The sequence below is a fragment of the Candidatus Villigracilis vicinus genome (genome assembly GCF_016702885.1).
In the GTDB taxonomy this organism is placed as follows: Bacteria; Chloroflexota; Anaerolineae; order Anaerolineales; family Villigracilaceae; genus Villigracilis; species Villigracilis vicinus.
Map to the genome: position 1 here is coordinate 77,343 of NZ_JADJDD010000015.1, position 12,670 is coordinate 90,012.

15 protein-coding genes are annotated in these 12,670 nt (G+C 53.4%); 1 reads left to right on the forward strand and 14 read right to left on the reverse strand.

The genetic code is table 11. The features are described 5' to 3' along the window. Nucleotides 1-89: 89 nt before the first annotated feature. The 3 genes from IPG80_RS12975 to IPG80_RS12985 form a co-directional block, all read right to left on the reverse strand. Nucleotides 90-818: a PIG-L deacetylase family protein gene (locus tag IPG80_RS12975; protein WP_345107495.1), complete on the reverse strand. Its 729-nt coding sequence runs from the start codon at nucleotides 816-818 to the stop codon at nucleotides 90-92. Next, nucleotides 802-1,752: a regulatory iron-sulfur-containing complex subunit RicT gene (gene ricT / locus IPG80_RS12980; protein WP_345107498.1), complete on the reverse strand. Its 951-nt coding sequence runs from the start codon at nucleotides 1,750-1,752 to the stop codon at nucleotides 802-804. Before ricT ends, IPG80_RS12975 begins: the two co-directional genes overlap by 17 nt. Nucleotides 1,753-1,921: 169 nt before the next feature. Next, complete coding sequence (locus tag IPG80_RS12985; protein WP_345107502.1) at nucleotides 1,922-3,037, reverse strand: ATP-dependent 6-phosphofructokinase; 1,116 nt, start codon at nucleotides 3,035-3,037, stop codon at nucleotides 1,922-1,924. Nucleotides 3,038-3,243: 206 nt separating this feature from the next. Between IPG80_RS12985 and IPG80_RS12990 the strand changes: the two genes are divergently transcribed. Then, on the forward strand, nucleotides 3,244-4,455 hold the full coding sequence (locus IPG80_RS12990) for a cyclic nucleotide-binding domain-containing protein (protein ID WP_345107505.1): 1,212 nt from the start codon (nucleotides 3,244-3,246) through the stop codon (nucleotides 4,453-4,455). A 25-nt stretch (nucleotides 4,456-4,480) separates the two neighbouring features. On the opposite strand, the gene IPG80_RS12995 is transcribed toward IPG80_RS12990, so the two are convergent. The 11 genes from IPG80_RS12995 to IPG80_RS13045 form a co-directional block, all read right to left on the reverse strand. Next, on the reverse strand, nucleotides 4,481-5,149 hold the full coding sequence (locus IPG80_RS12995) for a hypothetical protein (RefSeq protein ID WP_345107508.1): 669 nt from the start codon (nucleotides 5,147-5,149) through the stop codon (nucleotides 4,481-4,483). A 4-nt stretch (nucleotides 5,150-5,153) separates the two neighbouring features. Beyond that, a complete protein-coding gene (locus IPG80_RS13000; protein ID WP_345107511.1) occupies nucleotides 5,154-6,104 on the reverse strand; it encodes a hypothetical protein in 951 nt (316 codons plus the stop codon). 163 nt (nucleotides 6,105-6,267) lie between these two features. Then, nucleotides 6,268-7,680 carry a M20 family metallopeptidase gene (locus tag IPG80_RS13005; RefSeq protein ID WP_345107514.1) on the reverse strand — a complete coding sequence of 471 codons (1,413 nt, stop codon included), beginning with the start codon at nucleotides 7,678-7,680 and terminating at the stop codon, nucleotides 6,268-6,270. 97 nt (nucleotides 7,681-7,777) lie between these two features. Further along, nucleotides 7,778-8,521 carry an SH3 domain-containing protein gene (locus IPG80_RS13010; protein ID WP_345107517.1) on the reverse strand — a complete coding sequence of 248 codons (744 nt, stop codon included), beginning with the start codon at nucleotides 8,519-8,521 and terminating at the stop codon, nucleotides 7,778-7,780. Nucleotides 8,522-8,556: 35 nt separating this feature from the next. Next, nucleotides 8,557-9,192 (reverse strand): hypothetical protein, encoded by a 636-nt coding sequence (locus tag IPG80_RS13015; RefSeq protein ID WP_345107521.1) that lies wholly within the window; start codon nucleotides 9,190-9,192, stop codon nucleotides 8,557-8,559. Between the two features lie 144 nt (nucleotides 9,193-9,336). Beyond that, nucleotides 9,337-10,224, reverse strand: a complete 888-nt coding sequence (locus tag IPG80_RS13020) for an NBR1-Ig-like domain-containing protein (protein ID WP_345107524.1) — start codon at nucleotides 10,222-10,224, stop codon at nucleotides 9,337-9,339. A gap of 33 nt (nucleotides 10,225-10,257) precedes the next feature. Next, nucleotides 10,258-10,578: an SH3 domain-containing protein gene (locus tag IPG80_RS13025; protein WP_345107526.1), complete on the reverse strand. Its 321-nt coding sequence runs from the start codon at nucleotides 10,576-10,578 to the stop codon at nucleotides 10,258-10,260. Beyond that, entirely contained in the window at nucleotides 10,575-11,651 is a 1,077-nt protein-coding gene (locus tag IPG80_RS13030) for a CAP domain-containing protein (RefSeq protein WP_345107528.1), read from the reverse strand. Before IPG80_RS13030 ends, IPG80_RS13025 begins: the two co-directional genes overlap by 4 nt. Continuing rightward, nucleotides 11,639-11,962: a hypothetical protein gene (locus IPG80_RS13035; protein WP_345107531.1), complete on the reverse strand. Its 324-nt coding sequence runs from the start codon at nucleotides 11,960-11,962 to the stop codon at nucleotides 11,639-11,641. Before IPG80_RS13035 ends, IPG80_RS13030 begins: the two co-directional genes overlap by 13 nt. Before the next feature lie 169 nt (nucleotides 11,963-12,131). Then, nucleotides 12,132-12,353: a PC4/YdbC family ssDNA-binding protein gene (locus IPG80_RS13040; protein ID WP_345107533.1), complete on the reverse strand. Its 222-nt coding sequence runs from the start codon at nucleotides 12,351-12,353 to the stop codon at nucleotides 12,132-12,134. Between the two features lie 12 nt (nucleotides 12,354-12,365). After that, the gene (locus IPG80_RS13045) at nucleotides 12,366-12,626 is read right to left on the reverse strand and encodes an HNH endonuclease (protein WP_345107535.1); all 261 of its coding nucleotides are present in this window, start codon (nucleotides 12,624-12,626) and stop codon (nucleotides 12,366-12,368) included. Between the last annotated feature and the right edge of the window lie 44 nt (nucleotides 12,627-12,670).

A 12,670-nucleotide genomic window follows, 5' to 3' on the forward strand; every position in this document is an offset into this window, starting at 1 on the left:
GAGTGGGTCTGGGGTTGTATGAAAAAAGTCAAAGGCGGAAGATCAACGAACGGTCCAACGATCTTTACCTTTGACTTTTAACGAAATCACTAACCGTATTTTACGACTCTAAACTTTTCTTCGTAACGCGGATCTTCATCCGTACTATCTTCGGTGCGGCGGGACTTCATGCGTTCGATCAATTTGTCTACATCCTGCACCTGGCTCTTGTGTTGGAGGATGCCTTGCATTTTGATGTCCCAGGTAGCGGTGACATCAATGGAAGTGTTGGGCTGATTAGTGAGCGAACACCAGACCTCTTTGGGCATGTGCGGCTCAAAGCCTTGTGCCTGAAGATCAGGGAAGTAGGCAGGGTTGCCCGCGGCGGGGAAGACCGCATCCAACACCACCTGTCCGCAGGCGCGATGATCGGGGTGATTGATGCCGTAAAGAGCAAAGAGATTTTGCGGGTCGCAGGTGACGAGGATATCGGGTTTGTGCCTGCGGATCTCGCGTGTCACGTCGCGGCGAAGATTCAGGTCTGGGACGAGGTACCCATCCGGCAGGTCCATGAAAAGAGGCGGTTGAGCGCCGATGACCTTGGCGGCTTCGGCTTGTTCGATATGACGGATCCCACATAGTTTTTCAGGGGTCATATCCGGGGTGGTTGTGGGGTTGAAGCCCTTATCGCCGCAGGTCAATAAAAGGTATGTGACGGTGTGACCTTCACGTGCCCATTTGGCGAGTGTGCCGCCACAAAAAAATTCTGGATCATCCGGGTGCGCCAGAATGACCAGAATTTTTTGATCGGTTTCCCAGGTTTTAGTTTGCTCTGTCATTTTTCTTTTGTTGTTTTGCCTTGCCGCAGTTGCAGCCGCCGCCTTCGTGTTTGTCGCAGGGTGCTTCCGATTTTCGGCGCAGGGCTTCGAGTTCATCCCACGGCTGGACTTCTTCGCGCAGGAAGGTGTGATGCTGGGGGCGCTCGCCTTCGACTTCGATCAGCACGGTGACCTTGTCGCTCATTGGGATAACGTCGATGACCTTGCCTTCACCCTTGGGGGTGACCACGCGTTTGTTGCGCTTGGGCAGGGTTTTGCGGGCTTCGACATACTGTTCGTATTCGTAAATGAGACAGCAGCGCAGGCGTCCGCACATGCCGGTGATCTCATCGGGGGTGAGGGAGATGCCCTGTTCCTTCGCCATTTTGATGGAGATGGGCGAGAAGTCGGTCAGGAATTTGGAGCAGCAACGGGTCTCAATGCCACAGGCGCCCATGCCGCCGATGAGTTTGGCTACATCGCGCGGACCGATTTGGCGCATTTCAATGTGGGTGTTGGGGTAAAGATCCGCCATATCTTTGCGCAACGATTTAAGATCAACCTTTTCTTCCTGTTCGGTACTATAGAGGAAGGCGAGGCGGGAGCCGTCGAAGTTATATTCAGCAGAAACGACTTTGATGGTGTTAAGGAGTTTTAGCTCTGAGGCTCGCGCACGGCAGTTGATCATGGCTTCGGTCTGTTTGTTGCGCCAGGATTGCTGTAACAGCAGGTCGCGCGGGGTGGCGCGGCGTTCTACGGACTTCCAGCCGCCTTCCGGACGCGGGGGAGTTTCTTCGAGGATCTGCACGACTTCGCCAAGGTGGCGTCCGCGGGAGGTATCAACGATGACATGCTCGCCCTTCGTTAGGTCGGGCAGGGCTGAAGATTCGAAGTGATAGATCTTGCCGATGCTGGTAAAACGTACACCGATAATGTTTTTAACGTCTGTTTGCATGGGCGCAATTATACCTGAGTAGTCAGGCGCCCGGATAGTTCAGCGGCGGAGTACTTTCAAGTCGTTGCAAAGCCGGAAATCAAAGAGCGGTACGAAACAACCCGAAGGATAAAGGGTTGTTTCGTACCGCTCGTAAGGAGTACTGGTAAATAGAGCAGGTTCGGGCGATCTATCCGAACGAAATTCCAAGATCCATGGCAGTCAGGACGATATCCGAATCCATGGGGACCATTTTCATTTTCCCGATCGCATCTTCGATGGGGACGTATTTAACGTTTGGCGGCTCAAGGGCAACCATTACGCCTGACTGCCCTTCCTCAAGTCCGCGAATAGCCGCAGCTCCAAAACGCAGAGCAGTCAGGCGGTCAAATGCCGTTGGGGAGCCGCCGCGCAACAGGTGACCAAGCACCACCACACGGGTTTCCTTGCCAGAGATGGCGTGGATCTCGGCTGCCACTTTTTCGCCGATGCCGCCCAACCGTTCAGCGCGACCGGCTTCATGTTCCACCACGGAGACGCCGCCGCCTTTGGGGGTAGCGCCCTCTGCCACGATCACGATGGTGAATTTGCTGCCGCGTTTTTCGCGTTCGTGGATCTTCTCGATCACTTTATGGATGTCGTACGGGTGTTCAGGGATCAGGATCACATCGGCAGAGCCCGCCAAACCTGAATGCAACGCGATCCAACCGGCATAGCGTCCCATCACTTCAACGACCATGACGCGTCCGTGCGAGGCTGCTGTGGAGTGGAGTCGGTCGAGCGATTCAGTGGCAAAGCCGACGGCAGTGTCGAACCCGAAGGTTACATCGGTCTTGTCGAGGTCGTTGTCGATGGTCTTGGGGACGGAGATCAACCGCAGCCCTTTCTTTGCCAGCACACTGGCAATGGCAAGCGAACCGTCGCCGCCGACGGTGATGAGCGCGTCGATGTGATGCAGGCGGAAGCCGCGCACGATCTCATCGGAACGGTCCACTTCTTCTACTGTCCCGTCTGGGCGGGTGACCGGGTAACGCAGGGGGTTGTTGCGGTTGCTGGTGCCGAGGATCGTTCCGCCGAGATGGGTGATCCCTTTTACTTTTTCGCGGGTAAGTGCCACGAAGCCGCCGTCTGGATATTCCTCGGGCGAGAGGATCCCGTGAAAGCCATCAAGGACGCCGTAGACTTCCCAACCGCGTTTGATCGCGGAAAGTGCCGCTGCGCGGATCACTGCATTTAAACCGGGGGCATCACCGCCGCCGGTACTGATCGCCACTTTCTTGATCGGCGAGTTTTGATTTGTAGACATATATTGCTCCTATATAAATGTGAACCATGCAAAAACATAATTCATGATATGTAAAGTTTGTGGCTCATTATAGTACCGGACATTCATAGACAGGCGCGTAAAACCATAATCAAAGACGTAAGTCATGGCGGCAGGCGAGTATCGTCACTAAAATCTATCATTCAAAAGCAATATTTCGCGGGGCAGTGGCTGGGTATACTGGTTTTATGAGCGCAATCCAGACCCTCGATAAAATAGCCATTTTAAAAATGGCGTTCAGCGACCTTGCCGCCGATGAGTTGGCGGAAATGGCGGCGCTGACCGAGCTGCGTGAATACCCGGCGGATCACATCCTGTGCCGTGAAGGGGAATATGAAGAGACCTTCTATGTGATCGCGGAAGGCAATGCGGTGATCAGCAAACAGATCAGCGAGGATGAAGGCGAGCGCACCTTGCGTGTAGTGGGCAGGGGAGACCTGGTAGGGGAAATGGCATTGATCCAAAATGCGCCGCGTTCTGCCACGGTGCGCACGAAAACCGCCTGTGCTGTTTTGGAAATGGACAAGCCGCACTTCGAAACCATGCTCAGCCGCAGTCCGCGCATGGCGCTCAATATCATCCATATCACCTTTGACCGCATGCGTGGAAATGACCAAGTGATGATCGCGGAATTGCAGAGATCCAACAAAGTGCTCCGGCAATTGGATCGTAATAAATTGGAATTCATTCAAGTTGCGGCGCATGAATTGCGTACACCCATTACCGTCCTGAAGGGGTATGCTAACTTGCTGGGGTCTTCACCGGATGTGAAGGCAAACCCTGCACTGGCTCCCGTGGCAGACGGCATCTTGAAAGGCACCGACCGTATGCATGCTGTGGTGAACACCATGCTGGATGTCACCCGCATAGACAGCGACCGCCTGACCTTGCGTGCCTCGCCGATCCTATTAAAACAATTGATCCTCGAAGTTGTCAGCGGACTAACGAAAGCCGCTTCTGAACGCAACATTGAACTGCTTCACATACTGGAAGCGGATACACCCCTTATCCACGGTGACCCGGCATTGATCCATAAGGCGTTGTATCATCTGCTCGTTAATGCCGTCAAATACACACCGGATGGCGGTATGGTGAGCATTTCCACCCGTCCTGTCAGCATGGAGAATGGGAAGCCGGGCGCGCTCATCGCCGTCCGCGACACGGGGATTGGTTTGGATGAAGAACACCATGATTTGGTGTTCGAGAAGTTCTATCAAGTGGGGGCGGTTAGTGTGCATTCTTCGGGATCCACCAACTTCAAAGGCGGCGGACCCGGCTTGGGGCTGGCGATCGTGCGCGGCGTGGCAAGAGCGCACAGCGGAAAAACATGGGTGGAAAGCAAAGGGCTGGACGAGGTCAATTTCCCCGGTTGTACCTTTTATCTACTGCTGCCGGTATAAATATCTTATTAAGTGGAGATCATATTTACGGCGTGATATTTACGATCAAATTCGTTTGGGCAATTGATTCGCCATTATTTAATACAACAAACTGGATCAGTTGATCTCCAAAAGGACAAGTGTCTTGCGTACTAATCTGCCAGGAGGTAATCCATGCGCCATTTTCTCCCCAGGGTAAGATCTCATTCGTTTTACTGGCAGAAATACACTGTTGATTTAAAGAAACAACATGAATAAGGGATTTTGGTATCTCGCTGGTGTCTAACTGAGATATCGTTAAAACGACTTCCTGGTTCTTTGATTTGTCTTCTTGCTGGTGTACTGCAAGAGTCTGCCTGGATAACTCGATAATTGGATGGGTGGGCGGCATTATTTGATTGATGGCAAATCCGATCGGGGAGAGGACAAGAAACAATGTGCCTAGAATAAATAACCGAATGCTATTATCGAACCTCGCCTTGTTTTCATCAACTTTTCCCGGACTCCCTCCTTCGAATTGTAGTACTCTGATAAGTTTGTAGGAACAATACGATATTGTCAGGAGACCCGCCCAAACAAGCCCAAGTGCGATAAAAACGGAAGGTGAATGTTCCTGCTGTGAAATGAAGCTTGATGCGCCAGCTCCAATAGGCAGGACCGTGATACAAATCTGAAGGAGGGTCTTGGATACGGAATGAATTTGCGATTCTTCCATGTAATTACTCTATGTAGTTGAGCGGCGACTGAATTAAATCTGAGAATAACCCCGGCAACATGTTAACCACTTCGGTGGGGGTTTCTGCTTCCTGAAATATTGGCGTGTCTCTGCCGGGCTTAAGGTCGCAGGAACGATTTAGTCCTTTATGTGAATCAGAGAGCAGATTAATAATGATGCGATTTTTGAGTTGTAATAAAAATCTTAAATTTGCTTTTATCGCATTTGATTCATGGGTTCCAAATTTTGATAGCCACGCCGAACTGACTATATATATCCATGGCTGCAGCTTCTTCTCACTCCATGCAAGCCCGGTAAAATCTGAAAGGTTATTAGAGTCTGTGTGTTTTTCCGACCGAAACCCTGCATTGTTTAATTCTTGCGAATGCGATGCCAGCTTTTCAAATTCAGCATCTTCCACCCAGGCGTGGACCCTAACTTGCCAGGTCTTGACAATACTGCTTGCATAAACATCTTTGGAGCTTAATTTTAAAACCCCCATTGAGTTGACTCTGTCTGGAATTAAAATTTCTGCATTGCTTAGGTTTTCTGGAAGCGAGTTTTCTGGAACAGAGGTTTTTATTCTTCCAAACAACCAATCCGGCTTGCTGGTTTCGTAGGACTTTAATTGGATAAGGCAGAAGCTGTTTTTCTTTAATTCGCGCGTTGTATGAGACTCAGTTTCAATAGGGCTTTTCCCATTATCAATCAGTGGATATAGTTGCGGGGCGATAGCCTTGAAGGCTTCTTCCATATCTCCCCATAATAAACTTTCGAGATCAAGGTTTGGCGGTTTATTATCCCCGCCTTGTCCGTTTCCTTGCATCGTAAACTTCGAGTTGAACCCCTGTGAACTGCTCTTGCTGCCCGTTTGCGAAGATTCAACACCAGGCAAAAACCCCACCCATTTTGGCGGGAGCTTCTGATATATCGTTCTTCGCGGGCTGGCATTCATACAATTTGATCCGATGTGCTCTATTGTTGACAGCTATTACGGTGTTTTGTTGATTCTATTGTACACAAAATCTGCTTCAAATGAAATTGCCTCCTCCGAAAACCTGCCCTGGATCTACCTGTCTTTGGGCATATGTAGGTTGTTCGGAGGAGGCAAGGAATTTCTAAATATCCAGCGGCGGTTTGGTCCCTTCGGGGATGGGGGAGACGTATTTGGCGGCGGCGCGTTTTTGTTTGAACTCTGCCACGGCTTTCTCGCGGGCTTTATCGTTCTTCATGAATTCCAATGCGCTGGCTGCCATGACCTTCCCGGCATATAACATGCCGCGTTGACCGATACCCATTTTGCCCTGGGCAACGATCTGCCAGGAGTGACCGGGCGACCCCAACGCCCAACAGGCAGTCAGAATCTGACCGGTTGGTGCGACCCAGGAGACATCACCCACATCGGTGGAGCCAGGCATGACGATCTCAGATTTGAAGGGCGGCAAAATATCCTCGAACAAGACGAGCTTCTTTAGTTCGGCAACGTCTTTCGCGTCCAAGCCATATACATAGGCGCTGTTTTCAAGGCTCTCGGGCGGAATAGACTTGGAAAGCTCCTGTGCGAAGGCGTGTTCTTCCGCGCTGAACTTTGGCGCACCGATCTCCTCCATTTTGGCTTGCAGCGTTTCATTGATGGTCTCATTGACCAGCATGTTGGACATGCCTGAAATGACCTTAATCTCCACTTCGGTGCCAGTCATCAATGCAGCACCTTTGGCGATATCCTGAACGCGCTCAAAGAGGGCGTCCAATTGATCGGTGCGGGGAGCGCGGACACTATATAACGATTCGGCAAAATCGGGCACAACGTTCGGGGCAATGCCGCCCTTGGTGATGACGTAATGCACGCGCGCATCAGGGATCATGTGTTCGCGCAGATAGTTGACACCAACGTTCATCAACTCGACTGCATCGAGCGCACTGCGACCATTGAAGGGGTCCATGGCGGCGTGCGCGGTCTTGCCGTAAAAGCGAAAGATAACGCGGTAATTTGCCAGAAAGTTCGTGTATGGCACCGAGTTAAATGTATCGGGATGCCAGGTCAGGCAGATATCGACACCGTCGAAGATGCCGGCTTTTGCCATGAAGGCTTTGCCTGCGCCGCCTTCTTCGGCAGGGCAGCCATAATAAATGATGCGACCCTTGACCTCGCCTGAGTCGATGGCTTGTTTGACCGCCATCACGGAGGCGATACCCGCCACACCCAACATGTTATGTCCGCAGCCGTGACCCGGCGCGCCGCTTTCCAGCGGTTTGCGATAGGGCACACAATCCTGACTGAGACCCGGCAACGCATCGTATTCCCCGAGGATGCCGATCACGGGACCTTCGGCATTGCCATAGCTGGCGGCGAATGCGGTGGGAATGCCCGCCACGCCGCGCTCCAGCTTGAACCCGGCTTCTTCCAAGGCATCTTCCAATGTTTTGGATGAACTGAATTCCTTGTACCCCAATTCTGCATAGCCCCAGATCTCATTGCTTAACTCAACGAACATCGAACGGTTTTCTTCGATCCAATCGGATAGGTTCACGTTGCGCTCCTTGATGTCGGATTTGTGTTGCAGAATGCTGATTATATTCCGATAGATGACTTCTGATAAAAGTTCTTTCGCTGAGAACGGCAGGCACTTAGGGCTTCATCAGGTATCCATCTTTGGTGTGTTCGCGTACCCAGCCGGTGTCGCCGTATTCGGTGCGGACTTCCCACCAGGTGCCCTCGTGTGCGCATTCGGGTCCGCCGGTAATGGTGAGGGCGACGCCATTCTCCAACTCGGTGACGATGTTGGCGTAATAATCATCCGGCACTTTGGGGGTGGAGCGCAAATTAACCTTGGGGTAGGAAATGCTGGCGGTATCACCGACTTCGAGGCGGAGCAGTGAAAGGTCGTCGCACCAGTAGCCGCTGTTGGACTGGGGCTTTGAGGTTGGCTTGGGGTCGGCTGCGGCAGGTGAAATCGGTGCAACCCGGCGTTCGACCGTAATCACAATGTTCCCATTCCCGTCATCTTCCACGCTGCGTACCCATTGATCGTAGGCAAAGGTGACCAAAAAAGGCTGCCCAATGTAGTATTCTTTTTGAATGATCTCACCATCATCTTCGTACAGGATGAAGAGAGTGTTGCTTTTGCTTTTTGCCAGATCCCAGGTATGTGCAATACCGACCTCCCAGCTCACCCGACCTAGTTTTCCGGCATTGAATTCCTTGATCACGTACGCGCCGCTGACTTGGATCTCGCCATTGGTGTTGATGCTGGCTGAGACCTTTACTTTTTCATTGCCTGCATTGACGCTGGTGTAGCCGGTGGTCTCGCCACCGCAGGCAGTGAGGCAAAGCAATACCAGCCCAAGCAGATTCTTCCACGATGTACGCATTTGTCATTGCCTCCGGTAATTGAAATGAAGAGCGTTTATTTGACCGTCACCAGCAGGGAGAAAACATATTCCCCGGCGGGGTAGGTGGTTTGACCGTCGTTCTGCTCGGTGAGCAGGGTGCGATGTGCCTGCAGGGTATATTGTGCAGAGCTGCTCCAGCCGCCAAAGACCACGGCGTGATAGCTGCACTTCCAGCCGTTGGTGGTGTCGTAGTTGTAGCTGAAGATATATTTTTCCGGGACAGTTTCGCCGTTCACGGTGAATGCAGTTTGGATGTTATCCATGTTCTGTTGGAGCAAGGTGGCGGAGCTGGCGCACCAGTAGACGGGGAGTAAATATTCTTGCGTGGCATTCACTGTCCCGTTGTATGGATCGGTGCCGGGGGCGGGCATGTCGCGCACGTCGATGCCGTTGGTGACCCACAGGCTGGGCGGCACCTCGGCGCGGATCTCATTCAGGGTCGGCTTGCGGGCATGCAGTAAGCCGCTCCAGGCTGAAGGGTTGAGGGTGGCGGTTGGCAGCGGAGTCGGTTGACTGGCTGAGAGCACGGCTTCATTGGGGGTCATGAAGTCGAAGATGCTGTTAATATCGGTGAAAAAGGCAAAGATGCCCAGGCAGGATGCGAGGATGCCCATCAAAATGATGATCGGATTTTCTTGCAGCTTTTTCATATTTCCTCCTGAAACGGGGTTGAATTTCATTATAAGAAATCCACTGCCTTGTTTCAGGTGTCATATGTCACTGGCTGGAGAGTTTAAACAGCAAAGAGGTCATGGACACTCTCCATGACCTCTTTGCTGTTGATAAAAAGGACTTTACTTACAGTTCGTGGTATCGACGGTGACGTTGGCTGGCGCTTCACCGGATGGGTTGAAGGCTGCCACGGTGTAAAGATAGGTGCCGGGGCTGGGGGCAATGTCGGTGTAGGTGGTGGCGTTGGCGGAGGTTTCGCCGACTTGGCTGCCTTCACGATAAATGCGGAAGCCAGTTTCGTCTGAAGATTTATCCTGCCAGTTGAGGGCAATGCTGACGATGCCGCCGGAGCAATCGTAGGTGTAGAGCAGGTTGCCGGGGGCGGTGATCTTGCCGCTGGAGGGTGTGCCGACGTTGGTGAGCACGCCGAAGTTCATGACACTTTCACCGACTTCGTTAACAAAACTGAAGGAGGTTTCGTAGTCTCCGGGGGCAGGCGGGGCGCTCATTTGCACGCTGATGGTGAGAGTTTCGCCAGTGCGCACCGAATACCCGGCGGGCATGACCGGCATGGAATCTTGCGCGGTGAGAGGCGTGCCCGAGATGAACATAAAGACATATTGATGCGTCCAAATGCAGTTGCCGGTGTTCTGGATCTCCCAGGACATGACAAAGCCTTTATTTGGAGCGAGGCGTTTATCCACCTCGGCTTTGTCGTAGGTGAGCCCGTCTCGTTTCCAGCTCACGATCTGGGCGTTTTCTTTGCAGGTGGCGGGCGGTTCTGCGGTGGTTCCGTCTATGGCAACGCCGGGAATGCGGGTGGGTTCCGGGGTGGCAAGCGCGCTGGAGGGTGTGGCGGTTGCAGAGGCGGCAGAAGCCAGGGCAGCTTCCACGGTGAGCGCGGCGGCTGTAGAAACGGCGCTGCCGTTCTCGGCGGCGGTGGGTACATTACAAGCAACAAGCGCAAGGCTAAGCGTGAGGGATAGACATACGGATAAGATCTTTTTCATGAAGGTGTTTCCTTTGTGGAATGGAGTTGAATATCAGGCAGAGGCGCTGACCAGCCAGGCTGCGACATAGCCGACGCTGCCCTTTTGGTCTTGCACTTTTAGCCATTGATTTTCTTTGCCCAGCTTGGCTTTGGCTGCGGACTTGGGTTCCTGCACGGCGAGCCATTCACCTGCCGCCGCTACCCGGATGAGACCGGCGCTTGGGCTGGGTTGTTTGCGGATGCGCAACCCGCTGGTGAGCGTTTTGGGGACGTAGACCAGGAAGGCATCGGCGGGCGGCGGAATGACGGCTGAGGTTGTAACCCCCGCAGGCGCTGAGGTTGCGCGGGCGGTGTCGAAACAATAATAGATCATTTCGCCTGCCACGCCACCCCGGCACCGCACTCGGTGTATTGGTCGCCGAGCATGGTGTGGGTGTGCGGGTCATCGCCATACCAATAGACAAGCGCCTCGGCGATGGTCATGTTGGGGTTGGCGACGATGTTCTCGGAGCAGATGCCGCCGCGGGTCAGGTCGCCTGCCAGGGGGTAGCCCGCGGCGAGGTGGCGTTGATAGGGACGTGAGCCATCGGCGCTTTCGTGCTGGATGCTGCCGCTGGCTGCCATGAAGTCGGCGTGACGTTGGGCGTTCTTCGTCAGGATCGGGCTGACCTTGAGCGCCGGGAGTTTGTTCTTTTCTCGCTCGGCATTGATCGCCTCGACCAGTGCCTGCGGGCTGGGTGCTGAAACTGGCGGCGTGGACTCGGCTGTGGGTGCCGTGACAGACACCGGCGCGGCGGGAAGCGCTTCCACATACCAGGCTGCGACATAGCCTTCGCGCGCGTTCGCGTCGCGCACTTTGAGCCACTGTCCATTGATGCCTATTTTCGCACTGGCTTGGGTTTGCGGCTCGAGCACAGTCAGAATGGAACCGGGGGCTTCGAAGGCGATCGTACCGGCGCTGGTGGATGCCTGCGCGCGCAAGCGTAGACCGGGCGGGTCGAGTGCCGGTTGAACGCGGACTTGAAACGAATGGACGGGCATGCTGGGCTCCTTGAGTTGATCTTTGGCTGGCGTTACTGCCACGCCCGTTCGAGGAAGAAGATCGCGAGGTCTATGAATTCTTCGATGCGCTTGCTCATATCGGGGGGGTGAAAGTTCAATATCTGAGACAACCTCCATGTTGAAATGATCTTCATTCATCAGGAAGCTGGCAGAATTGATATGTTTTGCGGTCAGCTTTTTGCGCGTCTCTTCTGGAAATAATTTCTTCACCAGGTCGGGGTCGGCGCTTTCAATAACGTAGCGCTTGTCGAACGTTTCGTCACCGGTGTGGACGCGGTCTTCATTATCGAAGCTGACGATCTTTTTAAAGAAAGAATCCGTCGCCAACGAAATGAGCGGCAGATGTGCTTTATCCAATTCGAGCTCTGCGGTTAAGATGCGCACCCGGCCCATGGCGCGGGGGTGGGGGGTCGGCGGGGGGGTTTTTTTTTTTGGGGGGCGCAAGGTGGTGGTCCCTGTACTTGGCGGGTGTCGGGTGTCCGGGGGGTGTTGTGTATTGTGGGGGGTGCTTTCGGGTGGCGATAGGGAACGAATAGATGATCACCCTGTAGAATTTCTTCGGGTTGATATTCGGCGTTGTATTTCTTTGCGATGGGGGTGAAGAGTTCGAGCCGCGTTTGGGCGCCGGTCTTCTTCACCAGGTACACGACGACAAGGATCAGGATGCTGATAAGAACGATCAGAATGGCATTCATGCCGCTTTCTCCGTTGGGGGTTGAATTTTATAGACTTTTTGTAAAAGTCTATTTTTCACTTTGCTCAAGGCGGCATTCTCGCCGCTGTTTCCGGCGGCGAGAGCACTTGTGCAAGTAAGGTATTTTCACCTCTGCGGGCAGAATGCGCACTCCCCCAAATAACCTACACTTATCCTTCGACAGTGTTCAGCAATTGCTTGAGCGCGGAGAGTTCCTCGGCAGACAAGGTGACGCCTTTGCCCATTTTGCTGTGGTCTGCCGACCAGTCGCGCAGGTCGTATTTGGGGTCGCGGTCGTTCCAACTGATGAGATTCAGTTCCTTGCTCCAACCGCTGGCGGAAGTGGATAGGATGCCGATGGTCTTGATGATCTCGAATTTGATCTCGTTCATGGGGTGCTCTTTTTATTTGGGGCGTGGAAATTGATACATGATGGTCAGGGTGGCGCCGACGCCCTTGGGCGGCTCCGACAGGACTTCGTCGCCGCCGATCATGTTCTCGCGCATGACCACGCAGCACAGCCCCATGCGCGGATCGGCGCCCGGGTAGCCGCCGACCAGCCGGTGCAGGTCGCCTGCTTTTAAGACGATGGCGCTCAGGTGCTTTTCTTTGGCGACCTTGAATATGGAATCTAACTGGGTTTGAAAATCTTGCTGGGTGGGCATGCGCTCTCTCCTTTAAAATAGCTTGTAAAATCCGATTCCTGCTT

Bases quoted from the DNA above. Each gene is read 5' to 3' on its own strand.
- IPG80_RS12995 (WP_345107508.1), bottom strand. From the start codon at position 5,149: ATGGAAGAATCGCAAATTCATTCCGTATCCAAGACCCTCCTTCAGATT.
- ricT (WP_345107498.1), bottom strand. From the start codon at position 1,752: ATGCAAACAGACGTTAAAAACATTATCGGTGTACGTTTTACCAGCATC.
- IPG80_RS13020 (WP_345107524.1), bottom strand. From the start codon at position 10,224: ATGAAAAAGATCTTATCCGTATGTCTATCCCTCACGCTTAGCCTTGCG.
- IPG80_RS12985 (WP_345107502.1), bottom strand. From the start codon at position 3,037: ATGTCTACAAATCAAAACTCGCCGATCAAGAAAGTGGCGATCAGTACC.
- IPG80_RS12990 (WP_345107505.1), top strand. From the start codon at position 3,244: ATGAGCGCAATCCAGACCCTCGATAAAATAGCCATTTTAAAAATGGCG.
- IPG80_RS13045 (WP_345107535.1), bottom strand. From the start codon at position 12,626: ATGCCCACCCAGCAAGATTTTCAAACCCAGTTAGATTCCATATTCAAG.
- IPG80_RS13010 (WP_345107517.1), bottom strand. From the start codon at position 8,521: ATGCGTACATCGTGGAAGAATCTGCTTGGGCTGGTATTGCTTTGCCTC.
- IPG80_RS13000 (WP_345107511.1), bottom strand. From the start codon at position 6,104: ATGAATGCCAGCCCGCGAAGAACGATATATCAGAAGCTCCCGCCAAAA.
- IPG80_RS12975 (WP_345107495.1), bottom strand. From the start codon at position 818: ATGACAGAGCAAACTAAAACCTGGGAAACCGATCAAAAAATTCTGGTC.
- IPG80_RS13015 (WP_345107521.1), bottom strand. From the start codon at position 9,192: ATGAAAAAGCTGCAAGAAAATCCGATCATCATTTTGATGGGCATCCTC.
- IPG80_RS13040 (WP_345107533.1), bottom strand. From the start codon at position 12,353: ATGAACGAGATCAAATTCGAGATCATCAAGACCATCGGCATCCTATCC.
- IPG80_RS13035 (WP_345107531.1), bottom strand. From the start codon at position 11,962: ATGAATGCCATTCTGATCGTTCTTATCAGCATCCTGATCCTTGTCGTC.
- IPG80_RS13025 (WP_345107526.1), bottom strand. From the start codon at position 10,578: ATGATCTATTATTGTTTCGACACCGCCCGCGCAACCTCAGCGCCTGCG.